Source organism: Pseudomonas sp. TMW22080 (genome assembly GCF_022496745.1).
In the GTDB taxonomy this organism is placed as follows: domain Bacteria; phylum Pseudomonadota; class Gammaproteobacteria; order Pseudomonadales; family Pseudomonadaceae; genus Aquipseudomonas; species Aquipseudomonas bubulae.
Genome location: NZ_SCFF01000001.1, coordinates 631,709 through 650,180, shown reverse-complemented (window position 1 = coordinate 650,180; position 18,472 = coordinate 631,709). Strand labels below are relative to the sequence as shown.

Annotated in this window: 13 protein-coding genes and 1 tRNA gene; 12 read left to right on the top strand and 2 right to left on the bottom strand. The window is 60.4% G+C overall.

Translation table 11 applies throughout. The annotated features are described in order from the left end of the window. Positions 1–38: 38 nt before the first annotated feature. The 7 genes from EQV96_RS02760 (at position 39) to EQV96_RS02730 (ending at position 9,724) form a co-directional block, all read left to right on the top strand. Positions 39–1,577: an MFS transporter gene (locus EQV96_RS02760; protein WP_240881229.1), complete on the top strand. Its 1,539-nt coding sequence runs from the start codon at positions 39–41 to the stop codon at positions 1,575–1,577. Further along, complete coding sequence (locus EQV96_RS02755; protein WP_095000473.1) at positions 1,574–2,638, top strand: HlyD family secretion protein; 1,065 nt, start codon at positions 1,574–1,576, stop codon at positions 2,636–2,638. Before EQV96_RS02760 ends, EQV96_RS02755 begins: the two co-directional genes overlap by 4 nt. Further along, the gene (locus EQV96_RS02750) at positions 2,635–4,065 is read left to right on the top strand and encodes an efflux transporter outer membrane subunit (RefSeq protein ID WP_095000472.1); all 1,431 of its coding nucleotides are present in this window, start codon (positions 2,635–2,637) and stop codon (positions 4,063–4,065) included. The genes EQV96_RS02755 and EQV96_RS02750 overlap by 4 nt, the downstream gene beginning before the upstream one ends. Before the next feature lie 182 nt (positions 4,066–4,247). Then, entirely contained in the window at positions 4,248–5,567 is a 1,320-nt protein-coding gene (locus EQV96_RS02745) for an MFS transporter (protein ID WP_095018075.1), read from the top strand. Between the two features lie 84 nt (positions 5,568–5,651). Beyond that, positions 5,652–6,146: a sigma-70 family RNA polymerase sigma factor gene (locus EQV96_RS02740; protein ID WP_095000470.1), complete on the top strand. Its 495-nt coding sequence runs from the start codon at positions 5,652–5,654 to the stop codon at positions 6,144–6,146. 23 nt (positions 6,147–6,169) lie between these two features. Further along, positions 6,170–7,147 (top strand): FecR family protein, encoded by a 978-nt coding sequence (locus EQV96_RS02735; protein WP_095018074.1) that lies wholly within the window; start codon positions 6,170–6,172, stop codon positions 7,145–7,147. A gap of 228 nt (positions 7,148–7,375) precedes the next feature. Further along, on the top strand, positions 7,376–9,724 hold the full coding sequence (locus tag EQV96_RS02730; protein ID WP_240881228.1) for a TonB-dependent siderophore receptor: 2,349 nt from the start codon (positions 7,376–7,378) through the stop codon (positions 9,722–9,724). A gap of 114 nt (positions 9,725–9,838) precedes the next feature. Here the strand turns inward: EQV96_RS02730 and EQV96_RS02725 are convergent, their stop codons facing one another. Continuing rightward, positions 9,839–10,990: an MFS transporter gene (locus EQV96_RS02725; RefSeq protein ID WP_095000468.1), complete on the bottom strand. Its 1,152-nt coding sequence runs from the start codon at positions 10,988–10,990 to the stop codon at positions 9,839–9,841. Between the two features lie 146 nt (positions 10,991–11,136). On the opposite strand from EQV96_RS02725, the gene EQV96_RS02720 reads away from it, so the two are divergent. Beyond that, positions 11,137–11,559, top strand: coding sequence for a RidA family protein (locus tag EQV96_RS02720; RefSeq protein ID WP_095024768.1), 423 nt, complete (start codon positions 11,137–11,139; stop codon positions 11,557–11,559). A 113-nt stretch (positions 11,560–11,672) separates the two neighbouring features. Here the strand turns inward: EQV96_RS02720 and uvrB are convergent, their stop codons facing one another. Then, complete coding sequence (gene uvrB, locus EQV96_RS02715; protein WP_095000466.1) at positions 11,673–13,688, bottom strand: excinuclease ABC subunit UvrB; 2,016 nt, start codon at positions 13,686–13,688, stop codon at positions 11,673–11,675. A gap of 323 nt (positions 13,689–14,011) precedes the next feature. Between uvrB and EQV96_RS02710 the strand changes: the two genes are divergently transcribed. The 4 genes from EQV96_RS02710 to EQV96_RS02695 all read left to right on the top strand — a co-directional run bounded on the left by EQV96_RS02710 (position 14,012) and on the right by EQV96_RS02695 (position 18,466). Beyond that, positions 14,012–15,208 (top strand): amino acid aminotransferase, encoded by a 1,197-nt coding sequence (locus EQV96_RS02710; protein WP_095023547.1) that lies wholly within the window; start codon positions 14,012–14,014, stop codon positions 15,206–15,208. Positions 15,209–15,273: 65 nt separating this feature from the next. Then, positions 15,274–15,349 (top strand) — tRNA-Asn (locus EQV96_RS02705). Positions 15,350–15,650: 301 nt separating this feature from the next. Beyond that, positions 15,651–16,361 (top strand): aldolase/citrate lyase family protein, encoded by a 711-nt coding sequence (locus EQV96_RS02700; RefSeq protein ID WP_095018072.1) that lies wholly within the window; start codon positions 15,651–15,653, stop codon positions 16,359–16,361. Between the two features lie 17 nt (positions 16,362–16,378). Then, on the top strand, positions 16,379–18,466 hold the full coding sequence (locus EQV96_RS02695) for a TonB-dependent siderophore receptor (RefSeq protein ID WP_169917016.1): 2,088 nt from the start codon (positions 16,379–16,381) through the stop codon (positions 18,464–18,466). The last annotated feature ends 6 nt before the right edge of the window (positions 18,467–18,472 follow it).

Here is an 18,472-nt window from a genome sequence, read left to right as displayed (position 1 = left end):
TTTGACCATGGGCGCAGTCTGGCGCCTGGAGCTGCGCTGTGACGGCGCTGGTTGCGGGTGCCGTGGCTCCCACCCCGGCCCCGGCCCGCAGTGCGGCGTTTGGCCTGCGGATTTTTACCGGTCTGCTGGGCGTTTTGCTCGCCGTGCTGGTGTCGGGGCTCAACGAAAATGTCACCAAGGTGGCCATGCCCGATATCCGCGGGGCGATGGGTATCGGTTATGACGAAAGCACCTGGCTGCTGGCGGTGTATTCGGCCACGTCCATCAGTGCCATGGCCTTTGCGCCGTGGTGTGCAGCCACCTTTTCCCTGCGCCGTTTTACCCTGTGTGCCATCGGCGCCTTTTTACTGTTGGGCATTCTTTGCCCTCTGGCCCCGAATGTTGATGCGCTGATGCTGCTGCGCACCTTGCAAGGCTTTGCCGGTGGGGCCTTGCCGCCGATGTTGATGTCAGTGGCGTTGCGCTTCCTGCCGCCGGGCATTCGCCTGTATGGCCTGGGCAGTTATGCGCTGACGGCCACTTTCGGGCCCAGCTTCTGCACGCCGTTATCGGCCTGGTGGGTGGAGTACGCCGGGTGGCAATGGGCGTTCTGGCAAATCATCCCCCTGGGCCTGTTGTCGATGGCCTGCGTGGCCTGGGGCTTGCCGCAAGACCCGTTGCGTCTGGAGCGTTTCAAGCAGTTTGACTGGCGCGGCCTGCTCCTGGGTTTGCCGGGGTTGATCATGCTGGTACTGGCGCTGGAGCTGGGTCAGCGCCTGAACTGGTTCGAGTCGCCGATGATCCGTTTTTTTATCGTCGCCGGCACGGCCCTGATGGTGCTGTTCTTTATCAATGAGTGGTCCCATCCGCTGCCGTTTTTCAAGCTGCAACTGCTGAAAATCCGCAATCTTGCCCATGCATTGTTGACGCTGGGCGGGGTGTTGTTTGTGTTGCTGGCAGTGATCAAGATTCCGTCCAGTTACCTCGCTCAGGTGCAGGGCTATCGCCCCCTCGAAACCGCGCCGGTGATGTTGCTGGTGGCCTTGCCGCAATTGATTGCGCTGCCACTGGTCGTTGCGTTGTGCAATCTGCGCTGGGTCGATTGTCGCTGGGTGCTGGCCATTGGTCTGGGGTTGCTGGCGCTGGCCTGCGGCATCGGTTCGCAAGTTACCTCGGTGTGGAACCGGGAAAATTTTTACGGCTTGCAGGCGATACAGATCATCGCCCAGCCCATGGCAGTGATTCCTCTGCTGATGCTCGCCACCGGCGGCCTGAACCCGGCGGATGGCCCGTTTGCATCGGCCTGGTTCAATACCGTCAAAGGGTTTTCGGCGGTGGCAGCAAGCAGTGTGCTGGGGGTGCTGACGCTCAATCGCGAGCACTACCACTCAACCATGTTGCTCGATCGGCTGGGCAACTCGCCGCTGGTCAATTCCGGCACAGACCTGGCGCGTCGGGTTCACCAGCAGGCCGTGGTGCTGACCAGTTCTGATCTTTATCTGTACATGGCCGTCCTGGCGCTTTTTCTGATTGTGTTAATTCCTTTTGGCCCCACGCGGATCTACGCGCCGGGCACAGCTGCTGGAGTTGTGAAATGAGTACAACAAACGGGCGCAAGCCCTGGGTTCTGGTCGGCGCAGTCGCGTTGGCAGTGATCGTGCTGTACGGGTTGTGGCGGTTGGTCTTTGCCACGGGCACCGTGCAGAACACCAATGATGCCTTTGTCAGCGCCGATTACACCTTGATTGCGCCAAAAGTGGCGGGGTTTATCGACGAGGTGCTGGTGCAGGATAACCAGCCGGTCAAGGCCGGTCAGTTGCTGGCGCGGATCGATCCGCAGGACTACCGCGCTGCCGTGCAGGCTGCGCAAGCCAGCGTGGCGACGGCACAGGCACAACGGGTCAATGCCCTGGCGATGCTGGAACGCCAGCGTTCGTTGATCGAGCAGGCCAAGGCCACGGTCGATGCGGATCTGGCGCAGGTCGAATTTGCCGAGCATGAGTTGCAGCGTTATCAGCATCTGGCCGGGCAGGGCGCAGGCACGCTGCAGAACTCCCAGCAGGCGAAAAACCGTTCGCTCACCGCGCGTGCCGAGTTGGCACAGCACAAGGCTGCACTGGAAGCTGCTCGCCAGCAAACCCGGGTACTGGCCGCCCGGGCTACGGCCGCGCAAGCCTCGGTGCAGTATGCCGAGGCCTTACTGGCACGGGCCGATCTGGACTTGTCGCATACACAACTGCTGGCACCGTTTGACGGTGTGGTGGGGCGTCGCAGTGTGCGCCTTGGCGCTTACGTCAAACCCGGCGACACCGTGCTGGCGGTGGTGCCGCTGGCCGACGCCTATGTGGTGGCCAACTTTCTCGAGCACCAGCTCACCAACATGCAGGCAGGGCAGCGTGTGACGATCAAGGTCGACAGTTTTCCGGGGCAGACCCTGCAAGGCACCGTGGACAGCATCGCCCCGGCCACGGGGGTGACGTTCTCGGCGATTGCCCCGGATAACGCCACGGGCAACTTCACCAAAGTGGCGCAACGTATTGCGGTGAAAGTCACTCTGGATCACGGGCAGTTACTGGCCAGCCAATTGCGCCTGGGGATGTCGGTGGATGCCTCCATCGACACGGCAATGGCTCACGATCAGCAGGTCAGCACTCGATGAACAAAACTGCAGTGGCCCTGGCTGTGGCCTGTTACAGCGTACTGAGCCTGAGTGGTTGCGTGGTCGGCCCGGACTTCAAGGCTCCCGTGCCCAAGTTGCCTGCGAACTGGGCGTCGGTACCCACTGAGGCAGGGCACAACCATGCGCTGCAAACAGCGGTGGACCTGCACTGGTGGGACCGTTTCGGCGACAGGCAATTGTCGGCGCTGGTGCGCGAGGCGCAGCAGCGCAACTTTGATGTGCAACTGGCTGCAAGCCGCTTGCAACAAAGCCTGGCTATCCGCCGTCAGATCAACGCCGACACCTTGCCCGAGGTCGGTGCAACGGCGGCTTACAGTCGGAGCCGTAACAGCCAGAAAGGTTTGAGTGACCCTTCCGGGCACAGTGGCAAGCAGGCTTTCAACCTGTGGAATGGTGGCCTTGGGTTCAGTTGGGAGGCTGACCTCTGGGGCCGGGTCAAGCGTTCGGTGGAAGCGGCTGATGCCTCGGTACAAGTGGCGGTGCAGGACCGCAACGCGGTGCAACTGTTGGTGATCGTGCAGACCGCGCAGCACTATATTCAGTTGCGCGGCACTCAGCAGGCATTGGCCGTGGTGGAGCAAAACCTGCAAATCGCCCGCCGCAGCCTGGAACTGACCCGGTTGCAGCTGCGGGAGGGCGTGGCTACGGATTTGCAGGTGTCTGAAGCTGGCGCCCAAGTGGCCGAGATCGAAGCACGTCAGGCCCCCTTGCAGCAACGCAGTGCACAGTTGATCAATGCTCTCGGCTTGCTGCTGGCCCGCGAGCCAAGAGCCTTGCAGGCGCAATTGAGCGCAGCGGCAGGGGTGCCGGCCTATGGCGCCGATGTGCCGATCGGTCTGCCCAGCGAATTGGCGCAACGGCGGCCCGATATTCGTCGTGCCGAGGCCCGATTGCATGCAGCCACTGCAGCGATCGGCATGGCCGAGGCGGACTTCTATCCGCGGATTACCCTGTCCGGCAGTATCGGTTTTCAAGCCACGCAGCTGTCGGATCTGGGCAGTTGGGGCTCGCGCAATTTTGCATTCGGCCCGGGCTTGAGCGTACCGGTGTTCGAGGGCGGGCGTTTGCAGGGGGCCTTGCAGTTGCAGGAAGGGCGCCAGCAGGAGGCGGGCATTGCCTACCAGCAAACCGTATTGCGCGCCTGGCATGAGGTGGACGATACGCTGGTGGCGTATCAGGCCAGCCAGCGCCGGCGCGACAGCCTGCAGCAGGCGGTGATGCATAGCCAGCGGGCGCTGGACAGCGTGCACCAGCAATATGCCCAGGGTACGGTGGACTTTCTCAACGTACTCACGGTGCAAAACGCGTTGCTGGCCAACGAAGCGGCGCTGGTGGACAGCACTGCGCAGGTCTCGTTGTCCCTGGTGGATGTGTTTGCGGCGCTGGGTGGGGGGTGGCAGGGCTAGCTGCTTGCAGATTCTGGTGGGAGCGGGCGCATCGACGAAGTTATCCCGGCAAACCGCAGTGCCGGCATCGCAGGCAAGCCAGCTCCCGCAGGTAATGAGTGATTGCCCACAGGTTTTGCTATGCTCGCGCCTTCGACCGCAAACGCCAATATAGGCGTGCCCCGTTCATATTGAGCCTATTTATGTCTGCCGATACCCAAGCCACAACGGTGCGTTTTTCCCGTTCCGACTACAGAACCCTGGGCCTTGCTGCCCTGGGCGGGGCGCTGGAGATCTACGATTTTATCATTTTCGTGTTCTTTGCCCTGACCCTCAGCCAGCTGTTTTTTCCCCCGGACATGCCCGAATGGCTGCGTCTGCTGCAAAGCTTCGGGATTTTTGTGACCGGCTATCTGGCGCGTCCGCTGGGCGGGATTCTGATGGCGCATTTTGCCGATCACCTGGGGCGCAAACGGGTATTCAGCCTGAGCATCCTGATGATGGCGCTGCCCTGCCTGCTGATCGGCATTATGCCCACTTACGCCGAAATCGGTTACTTCGCCCCGCTGATCCTGCTGGCCCTGCGCATCCTGCAGGGCGCAGCGGTCGGTGGCGAAGTGCCCAGTGCCTGGGTGTTTGTGGCCGAACATGCGCCGGCCGGTCGCCGCGGCTTTGCCCTTGGTTTTTTGCAGGCCGGGCTGACTTTTGGTTACTTGATCGGGGCCTTGACCGCCACACTGCTGGCACAGCTGTTTACCCCGGCAGAAATCCTCGATTACGCCTGGCGCTTTCCGTTCCTGCTCGGTGGCGTGTTCGGCGTGATTGGCGTGTGGTTGCGCCGTTGGCTCAGTGAAACGCCGGTGTTTCTGGCCCTGCGTGAACGTAAAGAGGGCCGGGCCGAGTTCCCCTTGCGCACAGTATTGCGCGAGCACCGGGCTTCATTGCTGCCGGCAGCGCTGCTGACCTGCGTGCTCACCAGTGCCGTTGTGGTGTTTGTGGTTATCACGCCGACCGTGATGCAGCAGCGCTTCGGCATGACTGCCAGCCATACCTTTGCGTTGAGCAGCCTGGGTATCGTATTTTTGAATATAGGCTGTGTGCTGGCCGGGTTAATCGTTGACCGTATCGGCGTATGGCGCAGCATCGCACTGTACAGTCTGCTGCTGCCGCTGGGCATTGGCGTGTTGTATGCCAGCCTGGTCGGGGAGTGGGTTTTGCCCGGCCTGGCCTATGCGTTCGCCGGCTTGACCTGCGGGATTGTCGGGGTGGTGCCGTCGGTGATGGTCGGACTGTTCCCGGCCCCGATCCGGGTTTCGGGGATTTCCTTTACCTATAATATCGCCTATGCGCTTTGGGCCAGTACCACGCCGTTGCTGCTGATCGCGCTGATGCCGTGGAGTCCCTGGGTGTGCCTGGGGTTTTGTGCGCTGATGGGGCTGGTGGGCCTGTCAACTGCATGGCGTTACGGTTTCAGCGGTGTTACAGCGGTTGAGAGGCGTTTGCTGGCCAAGGCCGAAATGTAGTGCGAAGACCTTCTGTCATCCGGGTGATTGCTGGCTCTAATAGGAAGCATTACTATTCGCGCCCCACCTGTGCAGTCCTGTGCGATGACTCAGAAAGTGCCCCGTAGAACGGGCTTCTTTGAACACTACGAAGAGTTGATCGGCACCTGGACCCGGCGCCTGCGCAATCGGCAGCAGGCGCAAGACCTGGCCCATGACACCTTTGTCCGCGTGCTTGAATCCAACCCGGATGCGGTTGAGCAGCCACGCGCCTATTTGCATCAGACTGCACGCAATATTGCGGTAGACGGTTTTCGCCGCCAGGAGTTACGCGACGCCAAGGAGCTGGCTGCCGTTCCCCCAAGTTCGTCGCAAACCGGCGATCCGGAGCAGTATATGCGCGCTATCCAGTTGGCTGAGTCGGTCGAAAGGGCTTTGCAGGAACTGCCGCTCAATTGTCGCAAGGTTTTCGTCTGGCAGAAAATCGAAGGCCTGACCCAGGCCGAGATTGCCGAACGCCTGGGGCTGTCCAGGAACATGGTGGAAAAGTATATGATCCGCACCCTGCGCCATCTGCGTGAACGGGTGGAGGCGCCGTGATGACATCGGTAAAGGATTGCAGGATGGATACACGAGACTGTACCTGTGGCAGCGCCAACGTGCGTGATGCGGCGGCCACCTGGTTTACCCGGGTGCAAGCACAAACCCTGGGTGCGTGCGAGCAGGCCGAGTTTGAAGCCTGGCGTACGCAGCATGCCAGCCATGAGGCGGAGTATCAGTGGCTGGCCAGCCTGTGGTCAGCCGCCGATCTCTTGCCCCGGGCCCGCATGCGGGCGCTGTGTGAAGTGCCGGTGGCGAAGCCGACACGCCTTTCGTTACTGGCTTGCGGGCTGGCCGCAGGTATTGTGGCCGTGGCGGCGGGGGCGGGTGTATGGATGCAACTGCAGTCGTCGGCGGGTTATCACGCCGAATTTGCCACGGTGTTGGGAGAGCACCGCACCCTTGATTTGCCTGATGGCTCGAGCATTGAACTCAATGGTCGCAGCCGTGTGCGCGTCAGCTTTGCGCGTGAGCAGCGCAATGTTGAACTGGAGCAGGGCGAAGCCATGTTCAGTGTGGCCCATGATCCGGAGCGGCCATTTGTGGTGCAGGCCGGGGCCGGCAGGGTAACGGTGACCGGTACCCGTTTTGATGTGCTGCGCGAAGCCGAGCAGACGCGGGTTGCGGTGGAATCAGGGCATGTGCGGGTCCAGGGAGGCAATCCGGATGCACAGGTCAACCTGACTGCCGGGTTGGGTACCGTGGTCGATGCCCGGGGCCATGTAGCGGCCGCGCAGGCAGTTAATACCGGGGCGCTGACGGCCTGGCGCAAGGGGCAACTGGTATTTGAAGATGCCAGTCTGGGCGAGGTGGCCGCCGAGGTCTCGCGCTATCGCGACAAGCCGCTGCACGTCAGCACCCCAGCGCTGGCGCAAATGCGGCTTTCCAGCGTATTCAAAACCGATGACACCGATGCCCTGCTCAAGGCGTTGCCGCAGATCCTCCCGGTGGCTATCAAAACCCGCGCAGATGGCAGCCAGGAGATCATTGCCAGAAAATAATTGCGCTGGGGATTCAGGTTTTTTTCGAGTTCTTCGTCTTCTTGATCAACTGCAACTGGTTTGTATTAACAGTTGCACTCAAGTGCGATCCATAGGGCAAGACTCGACGTGAAAAACAACAATCTTCGTGGGCGACTATCCTCGCTTGAAACACCCCTGAGCATTCCATCTTCTGTCGCCCGGACGCGCCTGCTACCGCTGGCGTTGGCCCTGGCGGTGAGCGCGGCAATGCCCTGTGCTTTTGCTGGCGAATCTGCGCCGGCTGTGATCCATATTCAATCTCAGCCCCTGGGCTCGGCCCTGAGCCAACTGGCGCAGCAAACGGCATTGCAAGTGTTTTTCAGCCCGCAGCTGGTGGCTGGCAAGCAGGCTCCGGCGGTGAATGGCAACCTGTCGCCAGAACAGGCGCTGGCCCGACTGCTGCAGGACAGTGGCTTGAGCTACGAGCTTGACGGTGATGCTGTAACCCTGCGTGCGGCGCCCACGGTCAGTGCTGCTGCGCCAGCGTCCGGGCCGCTGGAACTGGGGCCGGTGGATGTAAAGGTGGTCGGCAACTGGCTGAGCGATGCCAATGACGCGGTGGTGCAGAACCACCCGGGGGCGCGGACAGTGGTGCGTCGCGAAGCGATGGTCGAGCAGGGCACGATGAACGTCAGTGATGCCCTCAAGCGTATCCCGGGTGTTCAGGTGCAGGAGTCCAACGGCACGGGCGGCAGTGATATCTCGCTGAACGTGGGGGTGCGGGGTTTGACGTCGCGTCTGTCACCGCGCTCCACCGTCCTGATTGACGGTATTCCGGCAGCGTTTGCACCCTACGGCCAGCCACAATTGTCGATGGCACCGATTTCATCGGGCAACCTGGACAGCATCGACGTGGTGCGGGGTGCCGGCTCGGTGCGCTACGGGCCGCAAAACGTGGGCGGGGTGATCAACTTTGTGACCCGGGCCATCCCCGAGACCTTCCAGGGCGAGGTCGGCACAACCCTGGAAACCTCCGAGCGTGGTGGCTGGAAACATATTGAATCGGCATTTCTCGGCGGCACGGCGGACAACGGTATCGGTGCTGCATTGCTGTATTCCGGAGTCAAGGGTGATGGCTATCGCGCGCGCAACAACGACAACGATATCGATGACGTCTTGCTCAAGACCCACTGGGCACCCACCGACCAGGATGATTTCACCCTCAATTTCCACTACTACGACGCCACCGCGGACATGCCCGGTGGCCTGACCCAAAAGCAGTTTGACGCTGACCCGTACCAGTCGCTGCGTGACTACGACAACTTTACCGGGCGACGCAAGGATGTGTCCTTCAAGTACCTGCGTCAGATCGACGACCAGACCCAGTTTGAAGTCCTGACCTATTACACCGACAGCTTCCGTGGCAGCAACATTGCAGCCCGCAATCTGCAAACCCTGGCTTCGTATCCGCGCAGTTACCACACCTTCGGTATCGAGCCGCGGGTGTCCCATGTGTTCACCTTGGGGCCGGTCACGCAGGAAGTGGGGCTGGGCTATCGCTACCTCAAAGAGGCGATGCATGAAGAGGCCAGCCAGGTGTACCTGGTCGATAACGTGCCTGTGCCGGGGCCCGGGGCAGACGGTCATGTGTATCAGGATCGCACAGGTGGCACCGAGGCCAACGCGTTCTATATCGATGACAAGATCGATGTGGGTAACTGGACGGTCACCCCGGGTATCCGCTTTGAGCGGATCAGCACCAACTGGCACGACCGCCCGGTACTGGGCAATAACGGCAAACCAGTGCAGGAAAAAAACCGCAGCATCGACAGCAGCGAAGCACTGCCGGCCCTGAGCGTGATGTATCACCTGTCGGACGCGTGGAAACTGTTTGCCAACTACGAGACCTCGTTCGGCAGCCTGCAGTACTTCCAGCTGGGCCAGGGCGGTGTCGGCGATGCGACCGCAGCGGGTTTGCGTCCTGAAAAGGCCAAGACCTATGAGCTGGGTACGCGTTACGACAATGGTGTGTGGGGCGGTGAAGTGACGCTGTTCTACATCGACTTTGCCGACGAGCTGCAATATGTGAGCAACGATGTGGGCTGGACCAACCTGGGCGCGACCAGGCACCAGGGTATCGAGACCTCGGTTCACTACGATATGTCGGCACTGGACGCACGCCTTGACGGCCTGTCGGTCAATGCGGGCTTTACCTACACCAAGGCGACGTCCGAGGGTGACATTCCCAACTTCAAAGGGCGTGATCTGCCGCTGTATTCGCGCCAGGTGGTCAACCTCGGGGCGCGTTACGTGGTCAACCGCTGGACCTACAACCTGGACATGTTTGCCCAGTCCCAGCAGCACGCGCCGGGCACTGGCGGGGTGTACATCACTGATCCGACCCCGGATGGCCAGTACGGCGATATTCCTGGGTATGCGACCTGGAGCACCCGAGTCGGTTACGACTTCGGCCCTGAAGCGTCAAACCTGAAAGTGGGAGCGGGGATCAAGAACCTGTTCAACCAGGAGTACTACACCCGCTCCAGCGACAACAACGCGGGGATTTACCTGGGCGAGCCGCGTACGTTCTTTGTGCAGGCGAGTGTGGGTTTTTAAGCCAAAATGACCCTCTCCCTGAGGGAGAGGGGACTAAAAGCAGAAGCAAATTTGTGCAACACCACCCATCGGCCCCCTCTACCGCCGGGAGAGGGCTGGGGTGAGGGGCTCGCTCTAAACCCGCAAAATCCGCCCGCTGATGGCTACGGCTATCAGCATGGCGGTGATCAGCAAAAAGGCCGCGCCCAGGCTGCTGGCATGGGCGATAAAGCCGATGGCCGCAGGCCCTGCCAGAATCCCCGCATACCCCAGGGTGGTAATGGCTGGCACGGCGATATGTTCCGGCATTACGGTCTGTTTGCCCACGGCGGTGTACAGCACCGGCACGATATTCGAACACCCTGCGCCCACCAGCGCATAACCGAGCAATGCTGACTCCCAGTTCGGTGCCAGGGTTGCCAGGGCCATGCCCGCGGCGGCAAACAACCCACCCAGGACAATCACCAGCCGCGCACCCAGACGCTTGACGATGGTATCGCCCATCAGTCGGCCCGCGGTCATGGTCAAGGCAAACGCGGCATAACCCAGCCCGGCATAGGCATCGCCAATGCCTTTCTCGGAGGTCAGGAATACGGCGCTCCAGTCGAGCATTGCGCCTTCGGCCAGGAACACGGTAAAGCACAGCAAGCCGATAAAGAGCACCACGCCGTGGGGCACGGCAAACGCCGGGCCGTTGCTTTCGCTGCCATAAGGCAGCAGGTGCGGAGCAGCCTTGAGCAGGGCTGCGAGGATCAATGCAATCACCACCACAATTGCCCACAGCGGCGTCAGGCCCAGCGCCAGCAGGGCGCTGACCCCGGCCGCGCCGGCAATCCCGCCGACGCTGAACAGCCCGTGAAAACCCGACATCATGGTGCGCCCGCTGGCACGCTCGACGATCACGGCCTGCAAGTTGACGGTGGAGTCGACGGCGCCGAGCCCAGCGCCAAACAAGAACAGTGTGGCGATCAGTAGCGGTATGGCACTGACCGTCGCCAGCAGTGGCAGCGCGAGGCAGATCAACAGCGTGCCGCCCACCAGCACCCGGCGGCAGCCATAACGGCTGGCGAGGATGCCGGCAATGGGCATCGCCAGGATTGAGCCCGCGCCCAGGCACAGCAATAACAAGCCCAAAGTGGCCTCGTCCAGTCCCGCACGGGCTTTGGCGTAGGGCACCAGTGGCGCCCAGGCGGCGAGGCCAAAACCGGCGATGAAAAAGGCAATGCGGGTCGACATTTGTTCGAGGCGCCCCGGCACAAGGGGCATTTGGGTGGTGATGGCAGTCATGGTCATCCTTGGAAAACGGCTTTGGTGCGCTGCGGCGTAACATCCTTGCATATTTGCGGCCTGTGTCGCGAGGGCGCTGGCGTACGGCTTGGCGAGAGTGGTTGAATAGCGCGCTTGCTTATCCCACTGCCACTGGTGCGTATTTTATGGACAAGAATTCTGACTCCGCAGTGCTGTTGCTCAACCCCGTCGGGCTGTATGACCCTGCGCCCAACGGTTACTCCCATGTTGCCCGTGTGGCCGCGAATGTGCGGCTGGTGTACACCGCCGGCCAGGGCGGCGAGAACGCCGACAGTGAGCTGTCGACGGACTTCGCCGAGCAGGTGCGCCAGGCCTTTGCCAACCTGCAGATCGCCCTGGCAGCGGCCGATGCACAGATCAAGGACGTGGCCAAGATCACCGTATTGATCGTGGATCACAGCCTGGAGCGCTTGCAGATTTTGGGCGCCGAAGTGAAGCGGGTATGGGGGGAGCTGCCGGCCCCGGCCTGCACCTTGATCCCGGTGCCGCGCCTGGCGCTGGATGAGATGTTGTTTGAGGTCGAGGCGGTAGCGGCGGTAGCCGTCTGAGAGATTGCCCTGTGGGAGCGGGCTTGCTCGCGATAGAAACGGCGCGGTTTACCTGATACACCGCATCGATCCAATCGCGAGCAAGCCCGCTCCCACAGGGACAATGTGGGGCGTTAAACCTGCAATAACCGCTCGCGCAGTTTGCCGATTTCGTCGCGCATTTGCGCTGCCGCCTCGAATTCGAGATCGCGGGCCAGGGCGTACATTTTTTCTTCCAGTTGGCGAATGCGCTTGCTGATCTCGCTGGGCGAGCGCAGCTCGTTCTCGTACTTGGCGTTTTCTTCCGCGGCCTTGGCCATGCCTTTGCGCTTTTTGCTGCGCGAACCCGGCACCACCGCACCCTCCATGATATCCGCGACATCCTTGAACACGCCTTTGGGCGTAATGCCGTTGGCGAGGTTGAAAGCGATCTGTTTCTCGCGCCGGCGTTCGGTCTCGCCAATGGCGCGTTCCATCGAGCCGGTGATGCGATCAGCGTACAGAATCGCCCGGCCATTGAGGTTACGCGCCGCCCGGCCAATGGTCTGGATCAACGAGCGTTCGGAGCGCAGGAAGCCCTCCTTGTCGGCGTCCAGGATCGCCACCAGCGACACCTCGGGCATGTCCAGCCCTTCACGCAGCAGGTTGATCCCCACCAGCACGTCAAATACGCCCAGGCGCAGATCGCGGATGATTTCGACGCGCTCCACGGTGTCGATATCCGAGTGCAGATAGCGTACCCGCACGCCATGGTCGGCCAGGTAATCGGTGAGGTCTTCGGACATGCGTTTGGTCAGGGTGGTGACCAGCACACGCTCTTCCAGCGCCACGCGCTTGGCAATCTCGGAGAGCAAATCGTCGACCTGGGTGAGGGCCGGACGCACTTCGATCTGCGGATCGACCAGGCCGGTGGGGCGCACCACCTGCTCGACCACGCGGCCCGAATGTTCGGCTTCGTAGTTGCCAGGGGTGGCGGAAACAAAAATGGTCTGCGGGCTGATGCGTTCCCATTCGTCAAAACGCATCGGCCGGTTGTCCAGTGCCGAGGGCAGGCGGAAGCCATATTCCACCAGGGTCTCTTTACGCGAACGGTCGCCTTTGTACATGGCGCCCACTTGCGGCACGCTGACGTGAGACTCGTCGATCACCAGCAGCGCGTCGGCCGGCAGGTAGTCGAACAGGGTCGGTGGCGGGGCCCCGGACTCGCGGCCCGAAAGGTAGCGCGAGTAGTTTTCGATGCCGTTGCAGTAACCCAGCTCCATGATCATTTCCAGATCGAAGCGGGTGCGCTGTTCCAGGCGCTGGGCCTCGACCAGCTTGTTGTTGGCCCGCAGGTATTCGAGCCGCTCCTTGAGTTCTTCCTTGATCCCTTCCACGGCGTCGAGCAGGGTTTCGCGCGGTGTCACATAGTGGCTCTTGGGGTAGAAGGTAAAGCGCGGCATCTTGCGGATGACTTCGCCGGTCAGCGGGTCAAAGGCACTGATGCTTTCGACTTCATCATCGAACAGTTCGATGCGCACCGCCTCCAGATCCGATTCGGCAGGATAGATGTCGATCACATCGCCGCGCACGCGGAAGGTGGCGCGGGCAAAGTCCATATCGTTGCGGGTGTATTGCAGATCGGCCAGGCGGCGCAGCAACTCGCGCTGGTCGAGCTTATCGCCACGGTCGACGTGCAACACCATCTTCAGATAGGTCTCGGGGCTGCCCAGGCCATAAATGCACGACACCGTGGTAACGATGATCGCGTCCTTGCGCTCCAGCAGGGCCTTGGTTGCGGACAGGCGCATCTGCTCGATATGGTCGTTGATCGAGGCATCCTTCTCGATAAAGGTATCGGAGGAGGGCACGTACGCTTCGGGCTGGTAGTAGTCATAGTACGAGACGAAGTACTCCACCGCGTTGTTCGGGAAGAATGACTTGAACTCGCCGTACAGCTGGGCAGCCAGGGTTTTATTGGGCGCCAGCACCAGGGTGGGGCGGTTCACATGGGCGATCACGTTGGCAATGCTGAACGTCTTGCCCGAACCGGTTACCCCGAGCAGGGTCTGGTGCGACAGGCCGGCTTCGATGCCTTCAATCATCTGGCGAATGGCTTCGGGTTGATCGCCTGCGGGCTTGAAGCGGGTAACAAGCTGAAAATCGGGCATGAAGGACCTCAGGGTTTGCTTCTATAAAAGCAGTAGCCTTTATAAGTGCATGCGACTCAGGCCGCAGGAAAAAACAGGATACGGCTAAATATGGAGGTCATGTCCGACTGTTTCAAGGTACAGCTCTGATACGGGCATATCGGCAAAGATTGCAATTAGACCAGTGGCCTGAAAATAAACTCAAATACTTGGGTAAAACCGGCAATAGGCTGTTGCCCGAATCCTGATCGGGCTTATACTTGCTCCCCGTTTGTGCACCGCTCTAGTGCAATCGGCTGGAGCGTTGTCACCCCCTCCATTCCCCATTCAGAGCCGCCGTAATAATGAGCCTGTTCTCCGCTGTCGAAATGGCACCACGCGATCCTATCCTGGGCCTCAACGAAGCATTCAACGCCGATACCCGTACCAGCAAAGTGAACCTGGGGGTTGGTGTTTACTGCAACGAAGAGGGACGAATTCCGCTCTTGCGTGCCGTTGTCGAAGCCGAAACGATCCGGGTTGCCCAGCACGCGTCGCGCGGTTATTTGCCGATCGATGGTATTGCCGCCTACGACCAGGCCGTGCAAAAGCTGTTGTTCGGTGCCGAGTCGCCGTTGCTGGCAGCTGGCCGGGTGATCACCACTCAAGCCGTTGGCGGTACGGGCGCGCTGAAAATCGGTGCTGACTTCCTTAAGCAACTGCAGCCAGGCGCAGTAGTCGCGATCAGCGATCCAAGCTGGGAAAACCACCGTGCACTGTTTGAAGCTGCCGGTTTTCCAGTGCAGAACTACCGTTATTACGACGCCGCCAGCCATGACGTCAACCGTTCCGGCATGCTCGAAGATCTGAATGCCTTGCCCGCCGGCTCCATTGTTGTGCTGCACGCTTGCTGCCACAACCCGACCGGTGTCGACCTGACCCCGGCCGACTGGCAGAACGTGCTGGACGTGGTCAAGGCCAAAGGCCTGATCCCGTTCCTGGACATGGCCTACCAGGGTTTTGGCGACGGCATCGACGAAGACGCAGCTGCAGTGCGCCTGTTCGCCGGCTCGGGCCTGAGCTTCTTTGTTTCCAGCTCGTTCTCCAAGTCGTTTTCTCTGTATGGCGAGCGTGTCGGTGCACTGTCGATCATCACCGAATCGAAGGAAGAGAGCGCCCGTGTGCTGTCCCAGGTCAAGCGCGTGATCCGTACCAACTACTCCAACCCGCCGACTCACGGTGCAACCATTGCTGCAGCCGTGCTTAACAGCCCTGAGCTGCGTGCGATGTGGGAAGACGAGCTGGCAGAAATGCGTCTGCGCATTCGTGGCATGCGTCTGCAAATGGTTGAGCTGCTGTCGAAAAAGGCTCCTGGGCATGACTTCAGCTTTGTTGCACGTCAGCGTGGCATGTTCTCGTACTCCGGTCTGACCGTTGAACAAGTAACGCGTCTGCGTACCGAATTCGGTATTTATGCCCTTGATACCGGCCGAATCTGCGTGGCTTCTTTGAACCAGCGCAACATTGAGGCGGTAACCGACGCCATTGTTCAGGTCATCTGAATAATGCAGGGAGAAGTCAGCAAAAGTGTTGACTTCTCTTTTTATATCAGTAAGATAGACGCCATTCCGCGATAGCTCAGTTGGTAGAGCAAATGACTGTTAATCATTGGGTCCCTGGTTCGAGTCCAGGTCGTGGAGCCAGATAGTAAAAAAGCCGCTAGCGATAGCGGCTTTTTTTTGCCTGAAATTTGGCAAGGTCCAGATTCTCCCTCCTGGACCTGGACCTCAGCAAAACAATGGCTTATGGCCATTTTCCTACAACCTGAAACGTTTTTTTTAAGATGTTCGTCACGAATATCGCTATTCGATAATAAAAATCGTTTACCTATATCTGAGAATGATTATTATTGGCACCAGTGCTGCCTCGCTAAAAGGACCTGTGTCAGTGATAAAAACTTCTCCGGTTTTTTCCCGGCTACAAGACGGGAAAGTTGTTTACGGCATGCTCAATTCCCTGCCTTCACCCATGCTTTGCGAGATGCTCGCGTTTGCCGGCTACGACTTTGTAATTCTTGATCTGGAGCACTTGCTGCGCTCCGAAGAAGACATCATGCATTGCGTTCGGGCATGTGAGGCCGCAGGTATTTCGCCCTGGCTGCGCATGGCGCAAGTGGACGAGAAACTGATCGGCAGGGCGCTGGACGCCGGTATCGAAGCCATCGTGCTGTCACGCACCGAAAGCGCCGTACAGGTTCAGCGCGCCATTGAGGCGGCCTTTTTTCCGCCCCTGGGCAAGCGCGGCATGACCGGTGGGCGCATCACCGGCTTCGGTCGCCTGCCACTGCCCGAATACATCGATCTGGCCAACCGCCAGACCCCCATCATTCCCATGATCGAAAGCCGCGCCGGTGTTGACGCGCTGGGCGACATCCTGCAACTGGACGGGGTCGGCATGATCATGGAAGGCGCCCTGGACCTGGCCCTCGATCTCGGCCTGGGGCCTGATCCTCTCAATCCTCGGGTCTGGCAAACCCTGCAAGGCATGGCCGACGCCTGTCTTGGCGCCGGCGTCGCTTTTTGCGCCAACCCCCGCACCGTCGAACAGAACGCGCTATGGCGCGCCCGCGGCGTGCGCAGTTTTCTGGCCGGTGAAGACCGTGGCTTGCTGCATAACGCACTCAAAGCCCGCCTGCATTCTCTCCAACAGCAATAATGAGTCGACGTAGTCCAATGAAAACAATATCCCTACACTTTTCACTGAGCCTCATGACACTGGGTATTTGCCAGGCTGCCATGGCCGCCGATCAACAACCCCCCGGCCATAGCGTTGAGCTGGCGCCCATGACGATTGAGGGCGATGTACTGGGTGCCGCCAGCGATCAGGAAGTGCGTACCTATGCCGGGAGTCGCAGCGTCATCGATTCGAGCGACCTGAAAAAAGCCAGCACCCGTGGCCTGGATGATGCGCTGCAACGGGTTCCGGGCATCAAGATTTTCGACGAGACCGGTACCGGTGCGCTGCCCCAGATTTCGGTGCGCGGCCTGTACGAGAGCCGCAGCGGACGCATCCAGGCCTTGTCGGACGGCATCCCGCTCGCGTTGGCACCCTACGGCCAGACCGGCCTGTCGCTGTTCCCAATGACCATGGCCACGGTCGACCGTGTTGATATCGTGCGCGGGGGCGCAGCGGTGCAATACGGTCCAAACAACGTCGGCGGGGTGATCAACTTCATCAGCAAGCCGATTCCCCGCGAATGGGAAACCACCCTGCAGGAGAAAACCACGTTCAATGCTGGCGGGCGCCAGTTGTGGGATACCTATCTGGGCACCGGCGGCTACCTGACCGACAACTTCGGGCTGCAACTGGACATCAATACCCTGAGCGGCGAATACGGGCGCGAACACTCTGATACCGATGTGCAGAACTACCGCCTGCGCGGCCAATGGAACATCGATGATGACCGGGATCTGAGTTTCGGCGTTCAGCATTACAAGGCCGACATGGACCTGGCCGGAGCCCTCAGCGTCAAGGACTACAAGGACGACCCGCGTCAGTCAACGCGCCCGCTGGACCGCTTCGAGGGTGACACGGATCGTGTGTGGGGCACTTACACCCAGCGTCTTGGCACCATGGGGCCGTTCGATTCGGTGGAGTTCAGCTGGACCAACTTTGCCCACAACAGCTACCGCAATTTCGTCGTAGGACTGCCGTTCACTCCGGACGGTACGGCCGTGACCAAGCAGGACGGCCCGCGTGACTTCAAGGTTTGGGGTTCGGAGCCGCGCATCAGCGCCACCATCGATGGCGACACCGTCGGCCAGACCTGGCTAATCGGTGCCCGCTATGTCAGCGAAGACATCAGTTACAAGGTCAACCGGCAGAGTCTGGCTACGGGTGTGACTGCACCGTTTCGCGACTGGAAATTCGATGACAGCGCCCGTGCCTTCTACATCAGCAACGCCATCAGCCTGCTTGATCATCGCCTGACCATCACCCCCGGCGCGCGCTATGAAAACGCGCGCATGAACTACAGCGATGGCATCACCGGGTTCGAGCGCGAGAACAAGTCTGAAGAATGGCTGCCGGGCCTGACCGTGGGTTACCAGGCCAACGACGCCTGGTATGTCTATGCCAACGCGCAGAAGTCCCTGCGTCCACCTCAGGTTACGCAGATCGTCAAGGAAGGCGCGGTCGGTGCCGAGCTGGCCTGGAACTACGAGACCGGTGTGCGTTACACCCCGTGGGAGGGCATGCGTGTCGACTTCAACCTGTACCGCATCGACTTTGATGACCAGATTGTCTACAACGCTACCACCGACCGTTTCGACAACCTTGGCAGCACACGTCATCAGGGTTTCGAGACCGATATTTTCTGGACCCCGCAGGCCATGCGTGATCTGGACCTGCATGCCGGTTATGCCTACCTCGATGCCAAACAACGCAACGGCACTTACAAAGACAACGAAGTGCCGTACTCCTCGCGAAACCAGTTTATGGTGGATGCCCGCTACCGTTTTGCCGAGCACTGGACCTACAACCTCGACGGTCTTTACATCAGCAAGGCCTACACCGACGCTGCCAATACCCGCGAAGAAAACGCCTCTGCCAGCGTGGGTGAACTGCCTTCTTACTGGGTGTGGAACACGGCTATCGAACGTGAGTTCCCGCTGGCCGACAAGAGCATCCTGACCGCCTCGGCGGGCATCAGTAACCTGTTCAACCGCGAATACTATTTCCGAGGTATCGACACCAGCCCTTGGGGTCGTCAACCCGCGCCAGAGCGTTCGCTCACCTTAGGCGTCAATTACCGCTTCTAAACCGCG

Coding starts and splice junctions, on each gene's coding strand:
- EQV96_RS02755 (WP_095000473.1), top strand. CDS start 1,574: ATGAGTACAACAAACGGGCGCAAGCCCTGGGTTCTGGTCGGCGCAGTC.
- EQV96_RS02750 (WP_095000472.1), top strand. CDS start 2,635: ATGAACAAAACTGCAGTGGCCCTGGCTGTGGCCTGTTACAGCGTACTG.
- EQV96_RS02745 (WP_095018075.1), top strand. CDS start 4,248: ATGTCTGCCGATACCCAAGCCACAACGGTGCGTTTTTCCCGTTCCGAC.
- EQV96_RS02740 (WP_095000470.1), top strand. CDS start 5,652: ATGACTCAGAAAGTGCCCCGTAGAACGGGCTTCTTTGAACACTACGAA.
- EQV96_RS02735 (WP_095018074.1), top strand. CDS start 6,170: ATGGATACACGAGACTGTACCTGTGGCAGCGCCAACGTGCGTGATGCG.
- EQV96_RS02730 (WP_240881228.1), top strand. CDS start 7,376: ATGCCCTGTGCTTTTGCTGGCGAATCTGCGCCGGCTGTGATCCATATT.
- EQV96_RS02725 (WP_095000468.1), bottom strand. CDS start 10,990: ATGACTGCCATCACCACCCAAATGCCCCTTGTGCCGGGGCGCCTCGAA.
- EQV96_RS02720 (WP_095024768.1), top strand. CDS start 11,137: ATGGACAAGAATTCTGACTCCGCAGTGCTGTTGCTCAACCCCGTCGGG.
- uvrB (WP_095000466.1), bottom strand. CDS start 13,688: ATGCCCGATTTTCAGCTTGTTACCCGCTTCAAGCCCGCAGGCGATCAA.
- EQV96_RS02710 (WP_095023547.1), top strand. CDS start 14,012: ATGAGCCTGTTCTCCGCTGTCGAAATGGCACCACGCGATCCTATCCTG.
- EQV96_RS02700 (WP_095018072.1), top strand. CDS start 15,651: ATGCTCAATTCCCTGCCTTCACCCATGCTTTGCGAGATGCTCGCGTTT.
- EQV96_RS02695 (WP_169917016.1), top strand. CDS start 16,379: ATGAAAACAATATCCCTACACTTTTCACTGAGCCTCATGACACTGGGT.